Here is a 17,220-nt window from a genome sequence, read left to right on the forward strand (position 1 = left end):
GCTACCGAGACCATGACCCAAGCGGCGCTCACCCACCCACCGGCCGCGACGGAGCCCGCCGCCCCGGCACCGGAGCGGCGAGGGCTGCCGCGCCTGGCGGCGGCCCGCTGGGACTGGCTCGGGCCGATCACGGTGGCGCTCTTCGCCGGTCTGCTGCGGTTCTGGAACCTCGGCCACCCCAACGCCTTCGTCTTCGACGAGACCTACTACCCCAAGGACGCCTGGTCCCTGCTGCAACAGGGTTACGAGGGCACCTGGCCGGAGCACGCGAACGAGCAGGTGCTCGCCGTCCCGCAGCAGATCCCGCTCACCTCGGCGCCCGAGTTCATCGCCCACCCGCCGCTCGGCAAGTGGGTGATCTCGCTCGGCGAGTGGGCCTTCGGCCTGCACCCCTTCGGCTGGCGCTTCATGACCGCGCTGCTCGGCACCGTCACCGTGCTGATGCTGGCCCGGATCGGCCGCCGGCTCTTCGGCTCCACCCTGATCGGCTGCACCGCCGCCCTGCTGATGGCCGTGGACGGCCTGCAACTGGTGATGAGCCGGGTCGGCCTGCTCGACGGCGTCCAGATGTTCTTCGTCCTGGCCGCCTTCGGCGCGCTGCTGATCGACCGCGACCACGCCCGGGACCGGCTCGCCGCCGTCCTCCCCGACCGGGGCGGGGACACCGTCCGGCTCGGGTGGCGGCCCTGGCGGATCGCCGCCGGCGTCTGCCTGGGCGCCGCCGCCGGGGTCAAGTGGAACGGCGTCATGGTGCTGGCCGCCTTCGGTGTGCTCACCGTGCTGTGGGACCGGTCCGGCCGCCGCTGGGCCGGCGCCCGCCGCCCCTGGCGCTCGATGCTCCGCCGGGACGCCGCGCCCGCCTTCCTCGCCACGGTCGGCGCCGCGTTCGTGGTCTACGTCGGCGGCTGGGCCGGCTGGCTGTTCACCGGCGGCGGCAAGGGCGCGACCGGCGGCGGCTTCGACCGGCACTGGGCCGACGACCGGGCCGGGCTCTCCCCGGACAGTTTCCTCGGCGTCCCGCTGCCGCAGCTCCCGATGAGCTGGGTGCCCGCGCCGCTGCGCAGCCTCTGGCACTACCACGCGCAGATGTACGACTTCAACACCGGCCTCAGCAGCCCGCACACCTACCAGTCCAACCCGTTCAGCTGGCTGGTCCAGGGCCGGCCGGTCTCGATGTACTGGGAGCAGGTGCCGGCCGGCCAGCGCGGCTGCACCGCGTCCGGCGGCTGCGCGGCGCAGATCCTCGGCCTCGGCACCCCGCTGCTCTGGTGGACGGCCTGCTTCGCCCTGGTCTACCTGCTCTGGCGGTGGGCCTTCCGCCGGGACTGGCGCTCCGGCGCGGTGCTGTGCGCGGTGGCCGGCGTCTACCTGCCGTGGTTCCAGTACCAGGAGCGGACGGTCTTCTCCTTCTACATGGTGGTGCTCGTCCCCTTCCTCTGCCTGGCCGTGGCGCAGATGCTGGGGGCGATGCTCGGCCCCGAGGGCTGCTCGCCCGAACGGCGGCGGATCGGCGCGGCCGGGGCCGGGCTGGTCGTGCTCGCGATCATGGCCTGCTTCGCCTTCTTCTACCCGCTGTACACCGCGGAGGTGATCCCGATGACGTCCTGGCAGGACCGGATGTGGTTCACCACCTGGATCTGACGGGTGCCCGGTGTCCTGTCGGCCGCCGGTGGGGGGCAGCTGCTGCCGGTGACCCCGGCGCTGGGCGCGGTCACCGCGGTGCTGCTGCTGGCCGCCGTCGCGGTGGCGGGGTGGGGCCGGCTCGGGCACGGGCGCGCGGTGCTGCGGGCCGGGCTGCGCGCGGTGGCCCAGCTCGCCGTCGTCGCGCTGGTGATCGCCTGGGTGGTCGACTCGCTGTGGTGGTCGGCGCTGTTCGTGCTGCTGATGTTCTCGGTCGCGGTGCGGACCGCCGGACGGCGGATGGTCCCGGGCCGGGGGCGGGCCTGGCTGTGGGCGGCCGCGCCGATCGGTGCCGGGGTGCTGCCGGTGCTGGTGCTGCTGCTCGGCAGCGGACTGCTGCCGCCGAAGGGCCTGTCGGTCATCCCGGTCGCCGGCATCCTGATCGGCGGCGCGCTCACCGCCACCTCGCTGTCCGGGCGGCGGGCCCTGGACGAGCTGCGCCAGCGGCACGGCGAGGTCGAGGCGGCGCTGGCGCTCGGCCTCGAGGAGCGGGACGCCCGGATGGAGATCTGCCGGACGGCCGCCGCCACCTCGCTCGTCCCGGCGCTCGACCAGACCCGGACGGTGGGCCTGGTCACGTTGCCGGGGGCGTTCGTGGGCATGCTGCTCGGCGGGGCCTCGCCGGTCCAGGCCGGCACGGTGCAGCTGTTCGTGCTGGTGGCGCTGCTCGCGGTGGAGTCGACGGCGGTCGTGGTGGTGCTGGAACTGGTCGGCCGGGGGCTGGTTCGGGCCGGCGGCCCGTCCGCGTAGGGCGGGCGCTCCGGGGCGGGCGGTCAGGCGTCCGGGGCGGGCGCTCCGGGCCGGCCGCGGTTCCGCGCCGGGCGGCCGGGAGCGGTGATCGGGTAGGCTTGGCCGAGTTGAAGGGGAGTAGCCCTCCACCGGACCGTCGACATACTGGCCCCTCGGGGCCCGGCGCCCGGGGCACCGCGGATCTTCGTCCGTCGTGCCGGCGAGACCTTCGGCCGCAGTGCTGTGAACGTGGGCGCGTCCGTGCGTCCCGCGTGTCTTCCAACCAGCGCTGTCGGGCCGGAGCGACCCCTGACGGAGCTGCCCGCGGTCCGGCAGCCCGACCCGAGGGACACCACCCCCGATGAGTCTGACCGTCGCCGCGATCACGTTCGGCATCGTCTTCCTGGCCGAACTGCCCGACAAGACCGCCCTGGCCAGCCTGATGCTCGGCGCCAAGTACCGGGCGAGCTACGTCTTCGCCGGCATCGCCGCCGCCTTCGCCCTCCAGGTGGGCATCGCCCTGGTCGCCGGGCAACTGCTCTCGCTGCTGCCGCAGCGCTGGGTCGAGGGCGTCACCGGTGTGCTGTTCCTGGCCGGTGCGGCGATGCTGCTGTTCCACGGCGGGGGCGACGAGGAGGACGGGCACGCCGCGAAGGAGCCCTCCGCGAACAGCTTCTGGAAGGTCGCCGGGGCCAGCTTCGTGGTCGTGGCGATCGCCGAGTTCGGCGACCTGACCCAGATCATGACCGCCAACCTGGCCGCCAAGTACGCCGACCCGCTGGCCGTGGGCCTGGGCGCCTGGCTGGCGCTGTGCGCGGTCGCGGGGATCGCGATCCTGGGCGGGCAGAAGCTGCTGAAGCACGTGCCGATGAAGATGATCATCCGGGTGGCGGCGGGCATCATGGTGCTGATGGCCGGGGTCAGCATCTTCCAGGCGATCACGGGCTGACGGCCCGCCCGGGGACGGTCCGGGGTCAGCAGCCGGTGCGCTTCTCCAGGGCGGCCCGGGTGTTGGCCCCGTAGACGCCCTTCTTGTCGCCACGGACGCCTTGAATGGTCTGGAAGTACGACACGTAGTACTCGGTGTCGCCGTCGTAGTAGCCGTTCACGGGGATGTCGGGCGCCATCCAGCACAGCACCACGGCCAGCTTCTGCTGCATGCCCTGCACGTCGGCGCCCTGCATGCCGTACTGCAGCACCCGGTTCGTGGGGGTCGGTGTCGGCGTCGGCGTCGCGGTCGGCGTGGGCGTCGCGGTGGCCGTCGGGGTGGCGGCCGGGGGTGCGGAGGGGGTCGGGGCGGGGCTCGACGGCGCCGGGGGCTGGCCGGACGGGGCGGTGGTCGGCACCGGTGCCGGGGCCGGCGGCGGAACGGCGGCGGTGGTGCTCGGGGCGTTCGGGGGCGGGGTGCTCGCGGTCGACCGGGTCGGCGAGGGCTTGGCGCTCGTCCGGCTCGGTGTGGGGGTCGGGGTGTCGCTCGTGGGCGGTGGCGCGCTCGGGCTCGGCACGGCCGGCGCGGTCGGGGCCACCGGGGCAGGGGCGATCGTCGTACTGGGTGGGGGTGCGGCCCGGTCGTCCGGGTCGGCGGACCCGGTGACCGCGTAGGCCAGGCCGACGGTGAGCGCCAGCAGGCCGGCGCCGGCCGCGACCAGCAGCCCCTTGCGGCGGCCGGGCCCGCCGCCGTTCTCCTGCTCGGCGGCGCGCCGCGCGGCCCGGCCACCGGTGGGTGCCGCGGTGCCGGGGGCGACCGGGGCGACCGGGAAGACGCCGAGCTCGTCCTCGGCGGGGGCGTCGTGGGCCCCGGCCGGGGGCGGGGGCGGGGGGAAGAGCGGGGCGGTGGCGACCGGGGGCAGCACGGTGGTCGCGTAGGCGTCGGCGTCCGGCCCCAGCGGGGGAGCGACCGGCGGCGGGGCGACCGTGGGCAGCACGGTGGTGCTGAACGGGTCGGCCGTCGGCGCCCCCGGTGCCGGGGGAGCTTCGAGGGGTGCCGGGAAGGCCGGGTCGGCCACCTGGCCGACGGCCTGCGGCACGTACGGGCGCACCAGTGGCGGGCCCTCCAGGTGCGGCAGGACGGCGGTGTCGTCGAGGCCGTGGTCCGGCGGGAGGCAGCCGCACCCGGTGGATCGTGCGGAGCCGCACGTCGGGCAGCGCTGGTCCGGCATCGGCCGGCCCTCCTCGGTTCTCGGTCGTTCGCGGTGGTTCGCGGTCCCGGACGCGTGGTCGGTCGGACTCGTGTTCAGGCCATGGACGGGCCTGATTATGCAGGACGTCCCTGAGGGGGGACAGGGGCGTCCGGCCCGGTGTGGGGGCCTTGTGGCGGTTGGTGGGGATTGGGGGTCGGTGAACGGTGGGTGTGCGGATGTGAAGGTCCTGCTGACATTCGCGCTTACGTTCGGCCCAATCAAACCGGGCGAAGCGGGGCATTTCTGACAGCATGGTGGCCTGGAGTGATCATCTGCCGACCTGTGAGGGATACGGAGACGCCATGACGGATCCGATCGCCGCGTCCGACCGGAGCCCGGACGGGGGGCCGGGGCCGGGGTCCGCGGGGGTTCCGGCCCAGCCTCCGGTCACCGGGGGCAGTCTGTGGGTGCCGATCGGGGCCCTGCTGCTGGCGATGCTGCTCGCCGCGCTCGACCAGACCATCGTCTCCACCGCGCTGCCCACCATCGTCAGCGACCTCGGCGGCCTGGAGCACCTGTCCTGGGTGGTCACCGCCTACATGCTCGCCTCGACCGCGGCCACCCCGCTGTGGGGCAAGCTCGGCGACATGTACGGCCGGAAGGTCTTCTTCCAGGCCTCCATCGTGATCTTCCTGCTGGGCTCGGTGCTGTGCGGCATCGCCCAGAACATGGGCGAGCTGATCGCGTTCCGCGCCGTCCAGGGCCTAGGCGGCGGTGGTCTGATCGTGCTCTCGCAGGCCATCGTCGGGGACCTCGTGCCGCCCCGGGACCGGGGGAAGTACCAGGGCGTCTTCGGCGCCGTCTTCGGTGTCACCAGCGTGCTCGGCCCGCTGCTCGGCGGCCTGTTCGTCGACAACCTCAGCTGGCGCTGGGTGTTCTACATCAACCTGCCGATCGGCGTGGTCGCCCTGGTGGTGATCGCCGCCGTGCTGCACGGGTCGGAGGTCCGGCGCCGGCACCGGATCGACTACCCCGGCACCGTGCTGATCGCCTCGGTGGCCACCTGCCTGGTGCTGATGACCTCGCTCGGCGGGACGACCTGGGGGTGGGGTTCCTGGCAGATCATCGGCCTGGGAGTGCTCGGCCTGGTCCTGCTGGTCGCGTTCGTCCAGGTGGAGCGGACCGCGGAGGAGCCGGTCCTGCCGCTGCGGCTGTTCCGCTCCCGGACCTTCAGCCTGGTGGCCGTCATCTCCTTCGTGGTCGGCTTCGCGATGTTCGGCGCGCTCACCTATCTGCCGACCTTCCTCCAGGTGGTCATGGGGGTCTCGCCGACGATGTCCGGCATCCACATGCTGCCGATGGTGATCGGCATGCTGGTCACCTCGATCGGCTCCGGTCAGATCGTGGCCAGGACGGGCCACTACCGGGTCTTCCCGATCGCCGGCACCGCCGTCACCGTCGTCGGCCTGTTCCTGCTGTCCCTGCTCGACGAGCACAGCAGCACCTTCGAGATGAGCTGCTACTTCCTGGTCTTCGGCCTCGGCCTCGGCCTGGTGATGCAGGTGCTGGTGCTGATCGTGCAGAACTCCGTCGGCTACCAGGACCTCGGTGTCGCCACCGCCGGTGCCACCTTCTTCCGCTCCATCGGCGCCTCCTTCGGGGTCTCCGTCTTCGGCACGATCTTCGCCTCCGGGCTCAACGACCGGCTCGGCGACGTCCTGGCCGGCGTCGCGCTGCCGCCCGGCTTCAGCGCCGGGGCGATCACCTCCGACCCGCGGGTCGTCGCCCAGCTGCCCACCGCCACCCAGGAGGCGGTCTACCACGCCTACGCCGAGTCGATCACCCGGGTCTTCCTCTACGCGGTGCCGGTGGCGGTGGTCGCCTTCGTGCTCTCGCTGTTCCTGCGGGAGCAGAAGCTGCGCACCACCGTGACCGCCCCCGACCTCTCCGAGTCCATCGGCCTCAACCCGGTCGAGCGCTCCTCGCTGGACGAGATCAGCCGGGCGCTGTCCGTCCTCGGCACCCGGGAGGCGGGGCGCGACCTGTTCCGGCGGATCACCGCCGGCGCCGGCCTGGACCTGAAACCGGCGTCCAGCTGGCTGCTTCTCAAGATGCACCAGCACGGCTCGGTGGAGCCCGCCGAGCTGGCGGAGCACCGGATCGTGCCCTTCTCGGTGGTCGAGGAGGCGGTGCGCGAGGTCGAGGGCCGGGGCCTGGCCGCCCGCACCGGCGGCCTGCCGCTGCGGCTCACCGAGCCGGGCGAGGCGGCGGCGGTCCGGCTGGTCGCGGCCCGGCGGGCGCAGCTCGCCGAACTCCTCGGCGACTGGGACGAGAAGCAGTTCGACGACCTGGCCGAGCTGCTCACCCGGCTGGCCTCCACGCTGTGCGCGGACCGGCGGGACCGGCCCGACCGGGTCGAGGACGAGCACCCGTACCACGGTGAGGGGCGCTCGTTCTGACGCTCCGTCCCTACGGCGCTCCGAACCACCTCGGGGTGTCCAGCCGGAACGGGTCCCCGGGTGCGAGCGTTCGCAGGGCGTCCTCCAGCTCCCGCAGCGGCTCCTCGCCGCCCAGCCTGGCGGCCCACTCGGTGCGCAGCTCGTCGAAGATCCGGGCCGACCGGACCAGGCAGTCCACCCCGCGCGCCGTCAGCCGGACCACCTTGCGGCGGGCGTCCGCCGGGTCGCTGCCGCGCTCGACGTAGCCGAGCCGTTCCAGCTGCTCGACGGTCTTCCCGGCCGCCTGCTTGGACACCCCGAGCCGCTTCCCGAGCTCGACGGCGGTGGTGCCGTGCGGCCCGATCGCCTGGAACACGAACCCGTGCGTCGGACGGAGGTCGGGGTGTCCCTCGCGGGCGATCCGCTCGTGCAGTTCGTCGATGATCAGCCGGAACGCGAACAGCAGCCGCAGTGGCAGTTCGTAGCCCGGCGAGGCCTCTTGCCCGGAATCCATTGACACGATCGACAACCTCATTGACTATATAGACAACCTGATTGTCCATCCTAAGGGAGGCAGCCCCTCTTGTCCGTCATCCGCAGCACCGACGCCCGCCGTACCGAGACCCCCAACGCCGTCATGACCACCTACGCCTCGCCCACCCAGGGCGGCACCGGCCTCGCGCTGTGGCGGGTCGAGATGCAGGCGGCCCGCTCCGGCCCGCGCCACGCCATGGACACCGAGCAGGTGTGGACCTTCCTCACCGGCACCGCCGTCGTCGACCTCGACGGCGAGGAGCTCGCCCTCGCCGCCGGCGACACCCTCGTCCTGCCCGCCGACCTCCCCCGGCAGCTGCGCTCCGACGACGGCTTCACCGCCGTCGTGGCCTCCCCGGCACCGTCCACGGCCGCCAACCTGGACACCGGGGACCGGGTCGCCCCGCCGTGGATCGTGTGAGGTGTAGCAGACTGCCTCCCGGAACAACCCTGAGGAGGTACGGCGTGTCCGTCGTCAAGATCAATGTGCTGACCGTTCCGGCTGAGCAGCGCGAGGTGCTGGAGCAGCGCTTCGGCGCGCGGGCCGGTGCGGTGGAGAACTCGGACGGCTTCGAGTACTTCGAGCTGCTCCGCCCGGTCGAGGGCACCGACCAGTACCTGGTCTACACCCGCTGGCGGGACGAGGAGTCCTTCCAGGCCTGGCTCGCCGGCCCGATGCAGGCCGCCCACCGCCCGGCGGGTCAGGAGGGCGAGGCGCCGCAGCGGCCCGCCGCCAGCGGCTCCACGCTGTGGTCCTTCGACGTGGTGCAGTCGGCCGGCCCGAAGGGCTGAGGCCGGCAGTTCGCGGAACGGCGCGCCCCGGACGCAACGGCGTCCGGGGCGCGCCGTCGAGCATTCAGGGGCGGATCTCGCCGTGCTCCAGGTAGGCGGTCTCCGATCGCATTCTGGCCACGCAGGCGGCGTGGACGCGGCGAGCCAGACGCGGGATGAGGAGTTCGTCGAGCTCGTCCGTGGCGTGGAAGGCGTACTCGCCGATCTCCACCTGGTCGACGGTGATGCGGTCGAGTTCGTCGGTCGGGAGGACGCCGCCGTCGAAGACGAAGAGGAGCTTGTCGCCCTCGATGGGATGCGGTGCCCAGTCGGCGACCAGGAGGCAGCCGATCGGCGGGGTGATACCGAGCTCTTCCTCGAGCTCGCGGGCCGCGCCCTCGCTCGGGGTCTCCCCGGCGTGCAGGTACCCGCCGGGGATCTCCCAACCGGGCTTGTAGGTCGGCTTCACGAGGAGGACACGGTCGTCCTCGTCGAAGAAGAGCACGCCGGCGGCGGTACGGGGCTGGGCCACGACCTCGTGGGGTTGGGAGTCGGTCATGGGCGGCGACTGTAGCCGCCGGGCCCTGCTGCGGCCGAGCCGCATCAACCGGTCAGGGCCTCGCCGAGCCGTGTGTGAGCCGATCCGGCGAGGGTGCGGTGCAGGGCCTCGGCGCGAGACCGGATCAGCCCGTCGTGGTACGCCGTCGGCAGCTGCTTCCAGACCCCGACGGCCATGTCCGCGGCGGCGGCCGGGTCGCCGTCCAAACTCAGGCAGGTCGCCGCGTCCATGGTCAGCAGGGCTCGGGTCATGATGGACGGCGACCTGGTGAGGGCAAGGGCTGCCTGCTGTTCGGCGTTCGCCTCGCGGGTGCGGCCCATCAGCGTGAATGCCTGGGACAGGTGGACGTGGTGCTTCTGGAGCGGGTAGCCGAACCAGGTGTCGGCGGCCTGCGCGGTATTGAGGTGTTCGGCGATGGTGCGGGCGTCGGCTACCGCGCGAAGGGCCCCTCGGTGGTCACCGATGGAGGCCAGGGCGCGCGCGGTGACGGCGGCGGCCAGGGCTGCGGCGGCCGTGGGGGTTCGGCCTGCCTCGCGGCGGGCGCTGATGGCCAGGTTCGCGGCGGCGTTCGGGGCGCCGTAGTTCAGCGGGACCATCGCGTGCCGGGCCAGGACCCAGGCCAGCATGTGCCGGTCGCCGGATTCGCGCGCAGCCTTCTCGGCGGTGGCGAACCAGCCGTGGGAGTCGCGCTGGTCACCGCGGTCGTGCTGGATGATCGCGACCAGTCCGGTGATCCCGGCGGCGGTGCGGGCCAGGTCGGTACGGGTGCCGGCTGGGTGCGGGCGGCTGAGGACGTTCCGCAGGAGATCGAGGTCCTGGCGCATCTGTGTCAGCACGACCCCCGGTGCCCGACCGCGGTAGCCGCCGCGGTGGCGTTCGAACGCCCCGTCCAGGTACGCGAGGTCGCCGGCGTCGGAGCCGGACAGGCCGGCGTCGATCCCCTCTCGCGCCTCTGCGATGCCTGGCAGCGCGGCGACCCCTGTCGCCAGTGCCGCCGCGCCGAGAAACTGTCGTCGATTCACCGCCGTACCCTCCTCTCCTTCGTCTTCGACCGGCTGCTGGTGGAGCCTGCGCCAGCGCCGCGAGGTAGCCACTGCTCGGGCGACCTCCTCCACCGAGAGCCCGTACCCGTCGGCCAGCAGCTGGTGCCACCTCGGGGTGGGCAGACGTCGCTCGGTCTCCCAGCGCTTCAGGTTCTCCGGGTCGAACCACGTGCCGCCTTGAGCGTCCTGTAAGAGCAGGGACTGCTCGTCGCGGGTGAGTTCGGCCATCTCCCGGATCCGCCTCAGCACGGCGCCGATGCCGTCTGGTGCCATCATGCCCATCCCCCAAGCCTCTGACTGGCTGGTGCCCGATCCTGGCCCCCCAAAGCGGCCCCCCGTGTGAGAAATGCACCCCCGGCTGGCACCACCGGCGCCACTACCGGCAGTAGTTGACTGTGTACCAGCCAAGTGGAGAGCGGGCGAGATCAGTTCCTTCCCTCCACAGGGCACCCCCAAGCTCCCCAGCTCCGGCCTGACGGCCTGAAGGGTTCCTTCGACATGCGCGTGTGCAGCAGCAGCTTCTTCCTGGTCCGCGACCCCGTCTCAGTCTCCATCGGCCGCCGGCGGCTCGGCGGGCTGATCGAACAGTGGGGGGTCCGCACGGACAACGACAGCCGCCTGGCCCTGGACACCGTGATCTCGGAACTCGTCACCAACGCGGTGCGGCACACCGCCGGAGCGACGGTCACCGTCGGGGTGCACGCCAACCTCGACCTGCGGCGCCTGATCATCGAGGTCTACGACAGCTCGCAGGCCCTGCCCCGACAGCAGGCCTCGGGCCCGGATGCGGAGGCCGGCCGGGGCATGTTCCTGGTCGAGTGCCTGGCCCTCGCCCACGGAGCCGAGCGCACCGCACGGGGCAAGAAGGTCTGGGCCGAGGTCGCCCTGCCCGAGTAGCCGCCAAACCGCCGCCAGCTCCTCGTCCAGCTCCCCGGTCGGGCGGTCCGTACGGTGATCCGCCGCCTGTCGGGTCGGCGCCGCCCACCAACGCACCCGCCCGCCCTGGCCGCTTCCGCGCCCGCAGCCACGATCGAGAGGACGACATGACCACCACCCAGCACGGCACAGCGATCACGGACACCGCCCGGCTTCACGACCGGGCCGCCGTCCGCAGCTTCCTGGAGGGCCCGTCGCTGACGGCGGCCGACCTGTCGATGGTCCTGCTCGTGCGCGAGGACAGCGAGGACGGCGACCGGCCGATGCCGACCGTCACGGTGGCCGAGATCCCGCAGGCGGTGCGCGACCTCGCCGCCCGGGGCATCCGCTCGGTGAAGGTGTTCGCCAACAGCTTGCACCGCGACGCCGAGGCGTCCGGCGCCGTGGCACCGGACAGTCTGATGGTGCGGGCAATCCACGCCGCCAAGGACGCCGAACCTGGCATCGCGGTGATGACCGAGAACTGCTTGTGCGGCCACACCGACACCGGCGAGTGCCACCTGACCAGCGCCGGCCGGATCGACCTGGACCGTACGGCGGCGATGATCGCCGCCCAGGCCGTCATCCAGGCCGAGGCCGGCGCCGACATCGTGGGACCGGCCGCGATGATCCGGGGCGCCACCGCCTCCGTGCGCCGGACCCTGGACGAACACGGCCACCGGGATGTGGCGACCATGCCACACCTGATCTTCGACTCCGCCCTCTACGAGGGCTACCGAGCCACCATGCGGGCAACCCCTGCCTCCGGTGCCCACCGGCCGTTCCAGATCAGTCCGCGCCGGCCGGAGACCGCGGTGGACACCGGCTTGGCGTTTGTCGGCGAGGGGGCGGACATGCTGCTGCTGGAGCCGGGGATGCTCTCGGTGGACGTGCTCGCCACCCTCAAGCAGAAGACGTCGGCGCCGCTGATGCCGTTCTCCGTCTCAGGCGAGTACACGCGGCTCGCTCCGCTCGATCCGGGCAGCGGGCGGCGGGACTTCCGCCCGCTGCTGGAGCTGTTCACGATGCTCAAGCGCTCGGGGGCGGAGCGGATCATCACCTATGCCGCTGTCGACCTCGCCCGGCTGCTGGCCGGCTGAGCGGCCGGGCGGATCTCTGACAGGATCGCCTCGGCGCCTTGGTCCAGGAGAAGGCCGGCCACCTGGATACCCAGCTTCTCCGGCTCCGAGACGGGGCCGGAGAGGCGGGCCTCGACCTGCTCGGTCCCGTCCAGGGCGGTGACCTGCGCGTGCAGCGACAGCATGTCGCCGGTGGCCTTCGCGTAGGCGCCGACCGGGACCGAGCACCCGCCGTGCAGTTCGCCGAGCACCGCCCGCTCGGCCCGCACCTCCGCGTCCACCACCGGGTCGCCGGTGTCGGCCAGGATCTCGCGGGCCAGCTCGTTGTCCTCGCGGATCTGGATTCCGAGTGCCCCCTGGCCGGGGCTCGGCGGGAACTGGTCGAGCGGCAGCAGCTCGCCGATCACGTCGTCCAGGCCGAGTCGGACCAGCCCGGCCGCGGCCAGGACGACACCGTCCAGGTTCAGTGTCTTGAGCTTGTTCAACCGGGGCGGAACGTTGCCGCGGATCGGCACGAACACCAGGTCCGGGCGGACGTGCAGCAGCTGGGCGATCCGGCGGGCCGCCGACGTGCCGACCCGGCCGCCCTTCGGCAGGGCGGCCAGCGTCGAGCCACACAGCGCGTCCCGCACGTCCTCGCGGCCGGGCGGGGGCAGCAGCACCAGGCCGGGCGGGTTGCTGGTCGGCAGGTCCTTCAGCGAGTGGACGATCACGTCCACCTCGCCCCGCACCAGCGCGGCTTCCTGCTCGGTGGAGAACGCGGAGCCGCCCGAGCGGGCCGACACCTGCGACAGGGCCGTCTTCCGGTCCCGGTCACCGCCTTCGAGGATCACCTGGTGGCGGAACTCGACGTCGGGGAAACGGTCCCGCAGCGGCGCCAGGAACTCCTTGACCTGCGCTCGCGCGAGGTGACTGGCCCGCGATCCGACAATCAGCGTCCGCATTCCCGAACTCCCGGCACCTGAAGAGATGTTGACCGCATGTTAGTCGAACGTCGGCCTACCTTTTTCCGACGGTTTGTCGGAGTCGTGATTGGAGAGATCGAATACCGCCCACCCGCCGCACGATCCATATCGGTGCCCGCGGTCCCACGCCGGGCGGCGGGTGGTGGTTCTGCCTGTCGTCCGGCAATTCAAAGCGCGAGGGCGCATTGTTGGGCGCGAGTGCGCCGGGGTGGGTGCGCGTGCGCCGCCCGATCGGGTGATGGGGATGAGGTTTCCGGGGCTGTTCGCTGGACTAGCGTGATCATTGCGTTCAGCAAAGGAAAGCCCCGGCGGTGCGCCAACACCCCGGGGAACGGCACCAGGAGACGGACCTCCAAGATGCAGATCAATCGTATCCCCAAGCACGCGCCCGGGTACACGATCCTCGACAACGGGCATGTCGTGCGGAAGCACTCGCTCAGTTGGGCGGCGCGCGGGTTGCTCGGGTACCTCCTCAGTCTGCCGAACGGGGCCCGCGAGGACGTACGGACCCTGGCCGCGAAGAGTGTCGAGGGGCGGGCGACGGTGGCCCGGGCGCTGCGGGAGCTGGAGGCGGCCGGGCACTACGTGCGGCGGACCGTGCGCGACCCCCTGACGGGGCGGGTGACGACGGCTGTCTCCGTGCATGAAGTGCCCTTGGCGGACAAGGCGGTTCACACGTTGCCACCGGTTCCCGTGGCACCGGCCTCCGGGGCGCCCGGTGCCGGGAAGGCGGGAAGCCCCTCCTTGAGGGCAAGGACGGTGAGGCGGAAGGAACCTTCCGTCCTTCCGGCGATCCCGACAGCGCCCCGGATGACGGAGGGGATGGGTCTTCTGATCGAACTCGGTTGCCGGGAGCCGGCGTTGGCGCTGGCCGGCAAGCCGCTGGCGGACCAGGCCGCGCGGGTGGAGGGCCTGTTGGCGGGCGGATGGCCGGCGGACGCGCTGATGGGCATCCTGGCCGCGCCGCTGCCGGGGAAGGTGACCCACAGCGTTGCGGCGATCCTCGGCGGGCGGTTGACGAAGGTGCCGCCCGTTCCCTTGCGCCGTGGCTGCGCGGTGAAGTCGTTGGCGGTGCCGCGACCGAGGCAGCACGAGTGCGCGGGGCGGGACGGCATGTGCGGCCGTCCCGTCGGCGGAGTGGGAGAGCTGTGCACGGGCTGCCGCCCGCCCCGGGCGGTGGGGGACTGGACGGTGTTGCGGCACTCGATCCAGTCGGTCGGGGAGGTGGCCTGCGGGTGAAGATGGTGCCTCCGGCGCAGTGGCACCTCCGCGCCTCCCGGTTCACCCGCCTGCAGGCGGAAGGTGGTGGGTGGTTGCGTCCTCCCGTGCGCTCCCGCACCGGGCGAGGGTGACACGACCTGACGAAGGTGCCCTGCGGCCTTTCCCGTCTCGTCTCTCCGCGTGGCGGTCGTGCCCAGTTCGGCGAGGTGGGGGGAGGAAGGTCACGTCCAGCTGGTCCGCCGGGTGCAGCAGGCCGCGCTCGCAGGTCTCCGCAGTCCAAACGATGCAGCGGGACCGAGGACAGGCGGGATTGATTCCGATCTCGCCTTTCGGGATCGTGCCGTTGAACGGCGTCGGGATGCCGTGACCGGGACGGTCTTTCCTGATCGCTGTTCGAGGGACAGGGGAGGTTCTTCCTCTCACACGTGTGATGGGTGGTGCCGTAGGGACGTTGCGCGTCAGCCGTCTCGGTGCTGCGGGCAGCGGCAGGCGGGCCAGGTGGCCGAGGAGTGGTAGGCGTAGGCGTCGGGTTCCGACTCCACGGTGATGACGCCGGAGTCGTCGTACCGGGTACCGTCCTTCGCGATCTTGAACGTACGGATGTACAGGCCATGGCGGCGGTCCTCGGGGAGCTTGAAGTCCGGGGAGTTCTCGGCGCTCACGCGGCTGCCTCCCGGTGCTTCTTGCGGCGACGGCGACCGGCGGCGAGCTGATGCAGGACCAGGGCGCGTCGGCGGGCTCGCTCCCGGTTCGGGACGAGGACGACCGTCCGACCGTCAGCCTGAATGAGCTTGTAGCTGATCACGCGACGCTCCCGAAATGGACACTCCTGGTCACGCCACAGGGCCAGGGGATCTCGCACCGGACGCACAGCCCGTCATTGCTGCGGTGCTCGTCCAGCAGCATGCGATTGCTGGTCGCGGCGGCGCCCTCCTGCGTCGGACTCGTGGATCGGCGCGGGATCGGCCGATTGGGTGCCATTGGCGTGGCGGTGGCGTTGAGGCTCCACGGGTGCGGTGTGCGGTCGGCGGTCGTCATCAGCTTCTCCGAGGTCGCGAGTTGGCGGGGCGACTTCGATGCCGAATTCACAGCTGGAGCCGCCGCAGGCCACCGCTCCGCAGGGCCTCAGGGGCCGAATCGGCCCCACCCGTGGGCGGCATGCAGTTAGTGAACCGCCCAATCGTTACTGGGAGTACGGTGTTGGGCACGCTGTGCGGTTTAAGCGGTTTAACGGCCCGTCAGGGAGGTGGATGATTTGGCGCCGACGAGGGAACCGAACGAGCGGCTGCGGAAGGTCATCGACGGGACGAGGCTCTCCGGCGATGCGATCGCGCGCCTGGTCAGACGGGTGGCGGCCGAGCACGACGAACTCCTGGAGACCAACAAGTCGAGCATCACGCACTGGAAGAACGGTGGTCAGCCGGCCGGTAACGTCGGTGCCTTCCTGGCCGAGGCGTTGAGCCGCGCGCTCGGCGGACGGGTCGTGACACTGGAGGAGATCGGTCTGATCGCGCCCGCACCCCGGAAAGCCGACTGGGACGCGGATACGCTGAGCGCGCTGGCCGAACTCGGGAGAGCCGACGTGGACGTGGAACGCAGGCGGGCGCTGGGGGTGGCGGTCTACTCGGTGGCCGGGCTCTCCCTGCCCGGTGAGGACTGGTGGCAGCGCATGGCTGAGCGGGGCAGCGTGCGCGGCTCCGCCGCAACCCGGCGGGTCGGCCCGGGCGACCTGGCAGCCGTCCGCGAGATGACCACCTTGTTCTCGCAGGTCGATCAACGGCGAGGCGGTGGCCACGCCTGGACCTCGGTGGTGCAGTATCTGGCGACCGACGTCACCGCCCACCTGCGGGGGAGGTTCACCGACGGGCGGGTGCGTCGTGACCTCTTCTCCGCAGCCAGTGAACTCGCCTACCTGGCAGGCTGGATGGCGTTCGACGCTGGCCAGCATGCGACGGCGCAGCGGTACTTCGCCGAGGCCGTGAAGCTCGCGGCCGAGGCAGACGATCCGCCGATGGCCGCCCACGTGCTGCGGGCGATGACACACCAGGCCATCGACCTCGGGCACCACCAGCAGGCTCTCGACCTCGCCGCCGCATCCGTCGACGGTGACCGGTACGCGCTCGCCTCCCCGAGGGAGCGGGCCCTCCTCGGCGTGGTCCACGCCCGGAGCCTGGCCGCCGCCGGGCGCAGGAACGCCGCTGCCAAGGCACTACTGCGGGCCGAGGGAGACCTGTCCGCCGCGAGCGACGGCATTGCCGAGCCGGACCGGGTGTTCTTCTTCGGCGAGGCCAGCCTGGCCCACGAGACCGCGTGCACCCTGCGCGACATCGGAGACCTCGACGGCTCCGTGCGCGAGTTCCACCGCAGCGTCCGCACCCGCAGGGCGACGAGCTTCACCCGCACCCACGCGGTGACGCTGGGATATCTCGGCTCCGTGTACGCGCAGACGAGCAACATCGACCGCGCCTGCGCCACCTGGTCGCAGGCGCTCGACGCCATGGACGGAGTGCGGTCCGGCCGCACCCGACAGGCCGCCGCCGATATGCGCACTCTGCTCTCCCCCTATCGACGGCGCGGTAGTGCGGCGATCGGCGAGATCGACGCGCGCGCCGCCGCGTACCTTTCCGGAACAGCCTGATGAGGAGTCACTGATGGCAGACGGTGCAACGTTCGAGGTCGAGGCGCTGGGTCAGGTGGTCGGCGGTCGGACCGAACCGACGGACGACTTCTGGGGCGGCACCCGGGCGATCGTCCGGCTGGATGGATCCCGCTTCACCGCCGACGCGACCAAGGGCCTGGAGGATTTCTCGCACCTGGAGATCGTCTTCCGGTTCCATCTCACCGACCCGACCGATCTGAACCTCGGCGCCCGTCGGCCCCGGGACAACCCGGAGTGGCCGGAGGTCGGGATCTTCGGTCACCGCAACATGCGACGTCTGAACTGGCTGGGTGTGTCGCGTTGCCGCCTGCTCAAGGTCGACGGGCTGGACCTGCACGTCGAGGACCTCGACGCCGTCGACGGCACGCCGGTCCTGGACGTGAAGCCGTGGTTCGGTGAGATGGGACCTCGTGGGGAGCAGCGACAGGCCGACTGGACGACTGTCATGCTCCGCGACTACTTCGCGCCCGGGGCCGGTGACTGACGGCTGACCGGGGCGGGCCGTTC

General features: G+C 72.1%; 17 protein-coding genes. 11 read left to right on the plus strand and 6 right to left on the minus strand.

Annotated elements, in window-relative coordinates; translation table 11 throughout:
• Nucleotides 1–12 precede the first annotated feature (12 nt).
• From BLU95_RS26795 to BLU95_RS26805, 3 genes are all read left to right on the plus strand, one after another.
• A complete protein-coding gene (locus tag BLU95_RS26795; protein WP_093862222.1) occupies nt 13–1,641 on the plus strand; it encodes a dolichyl-phosphate-mannose--protein mannosyltransferase in 1,629 nt (542 codons plus the stop codon).
• A gap of 3 nt (nt 1,642–1,644) precedes the next feature.
• The gene (locus tag BLU95_RS26800; RefSeq protein ID WP_231977798.1) at nt 1,645–2,430 is read left to right on the plus strand and encodes an ABC transporter permease; all 786 of its coding nucleotides are present in this window, start codon (nt 1,645–1,647) and stop codon (nt 2,428–2,430) included.
• Between the two features lie 340 nt (nt 2,431–2,770).
• Nucleotides 2,771–3,358, plus strand: coding sequence for a TMEM165/GDT1 family protein (locus BLU95_RS26805; protein ID WP_093862223.1), 588 nt, complete (start codon nt 2,771–2,773; stop codon nt 3,356–3,358).
• Nucleotides 3,359–3,383: 25 nt separating this feature from the next.
• On the opposite strand, the gene BLU95_RS26810 is transcribed toward BLU95_RS26805, so the two are convergent.
• Entirely contained in the window at nt 3,384–4,568 is a 1,185-nt protein-coding gene (locus BLU95_RS26810; protein WP_093862224.1) for a peptidoglycan-binding domain-containing protein, read from the minus strand.
• 323 nt (nt 4,569–4,891) lie between these two features.
• Between BLU95_RS26810 and BLU95_RS26815 the strand changes: the two genes are divergently transcribed.
• Nucleotides 4,892–6,988 (plus strand): MDR family MFS transporter, encoded by a 2,097-nt coding sequence (locus BLU95_RS26815; RefSeq protein WP_093862225.1) that lies wholly within the window; start codon nt 4,892–4,894, stop codon nt 6,986–6,988.
• 10 nt (nt 6,989–6,998) lie between these two features.
• On the opposite strand, the gene BLU95_RS26820 is transcribed toward BLU95_RS26815, so the two are convergent.
• On the minus strand, nt 6,999–7,481 hold the full coding sequence (locus tag BLU95_RS26820) for a MarR family winged helix-turn-helix transcriptional regulator (protein ID WP_093862226.1): 483 nt from the start codon (nt 7,479–7,481) through the stop codon (nt 6,999–7,001).
• Nucleotides 7,482–7,550: 69 nt separating this feature from the next.
• Between BLU95_RS26820 and BLU95_RS26825 the strand changes: the two genes are divergently transcribed.
• Together BLU95_RS26825 and BLU95_RS26830 are read left to right on the plus strand one after the other, a co-directional pair.
• On the plus strand, nt 7,551–7,922 hold the full coding sequence (locus BLU95_RS26825) for a cupin domain-containing protein (protein WP_093862227.1): 372 nt from the start codon (nt 7,551–7,553) through the stop codon (nt 7,920–7,922).
• A 44-nt stretch (nt 7,923–7,966) separates the two neighbouring features.
• Nucleotides 7,967–8,293: an antibiotic biosynthesis monooxygenase family protein gene (locus BLU95_RS26830; protein ID WP_093862228.1), complete on the plus strand. Its 327-nt coding sequence runs from the start codon at nt 7,967–7,969 to the stop codon at nt 8,291–8,293.
• Nucleotides 8,294–8,357: 64 nt separating this feature from the next.
• Here the strand turns inward: BLU95_RS26830 and BLU95_RS26835 are convergent, their stop codons facing one another.
• Together BLU95_RS26835 and BLU95_RS26840 are read right to left on the minus strand one after the other, a co-directional pair.
• Nucleotides 8,358–8,831: an NUDIX domain-containing protein gene (locus tag BLU95_RS26835; protein WP_093865153.1), complete on the minus strand. Its 474-nt coding sequence runs from the start codon at nt 8,829–8,831 to the stop codon at nt 8,358–8,360.
• 44 nt (nt 8,832–8,875) lie between these two features.
• A complete protein-coding gene (locus BLU95_RS26840; protein WP_231977799.1) occupies nt 8,876–10,150 on the minus strand; it encodes an NsdA family TPR-like regulatory protein in 1,275 nt (424 codons plus the stop codon).
• A 222-nt stretch (nt 10,151–10,372) separates the two neighbouring features.
• On the opposite strand from BLU95_RS26840, the gene BLU95_RS26845 reads away from it, so the two are divergent.
• Together BLU95_RS26845 and BLU95_RS26850 are read left to right on the plus strand one after the other, a co-directional pair.
• Nucleotides 10,373–10,771 carry an ATP-binding protein gene (locus BLU95_RS26845; protein WP_093862230.1) on the plus strand — a complete coding sequence of 133 codons (399 nt, stop codon included), beginning with the start codon at nt 10,373–10,375 and terminating at the stop codon, nt 10,769–10,771.
• A 146-nt stretch (nt 10,772–10,917) separates the two neighbouring features.
• Nucleotides 10,918–11,889: a porphobilinogen synthase gene (locus BLU95_RS26850; protein ID WP_093862231.1), complete on the plus strand. Its 972-nt coding sequence runs from the start codon at nt 10,918–10,920 to the stop codon at nt 11,887–11,889.
• On the opposite strand, the gene hemC is transcribed toward BLU95_RS26850, so the two are convergent.
• Entirely contained in the window at nt 11,850–12,812 is a 963-nt protein-coding gene (hemC, locus tag BLU95_RS26855; protein WP_093862232.1) for a hydroxymethylbilane synthase, read from the minus strand. The genes BLU95_RS26850 and hemC overlap by 40 nt on opposite strands.
• A gap of 297 nt (nt 12,813–13,109) precedes the next feature.
• On the opposite strand from hemC, the gene BLU95_RS45245 reads away from it, so the two are divergent.
• The gene (locus BLU95_RS45245; protein ID WP_159425003.1) at nt 13,110–14,072 is read left to right on the plus strand and encodes a helix-turn-helix domain-containing protein; all 963 of its coding nucleotides are present in this window, start codon (nt 13,110–13,112) and stop codon (nt 14,070–14,072) included.
• Nucleotides 14,073–14,512: 440 nt separating this feature from the next.
• Here BLU95_RS45245 and BLU95_RS26870 read toward each other — a convergent pair whose 3' ends face one another.
• Nucleotides 14,513–14,716, minus strand: a complete 204-nt coding sequence (locus tag BLU95_RS26870; RefSeq protein ID WP_093862235.1) for a hypothetical protein — start codon at nt 14,714–14,716, stop codon at nt 14,513–14,515.
• 593 nt (nt 14,717–15,309) lie between these two features.
• Between BLU95_RS26870 and BLU95_RS26880 the strand changes: the two genes are divergently transcribed.
• Complete coding sequence (locus tag BLU95_RS26880) at nt 15,310–16,692, plus strand: NsdA family TPR-like regulatory protein (protein ID WP_231977800.1); 1,383 nt, start codon at nt 15,310–15,312, stop codon at nt 16,690–16,692.
• A 13-nt stretch (nt 16,693–16,705) separates the two neighbouring features.
• Entirely contained in the window at nt 16,706–17,197 is a 492-nt protein-coding gene (locus BLU95_RS26885) for a TrmO family methyltransferase domain-containing protein (RefSeq protein WP_093862237.1), read from the plus strand.
• Nucleotides 17,198–17,220: the final 23 nt, after the last annotated feature.

It is taken from the genome of Streptomyces sp. TLI_053 (assembly GCF_900105395.1).
GTDB lineage: Bacteria > Actinomycetota > Actinomycetes > Streptomycetales > Streptomycetaceae > Kitasatospora.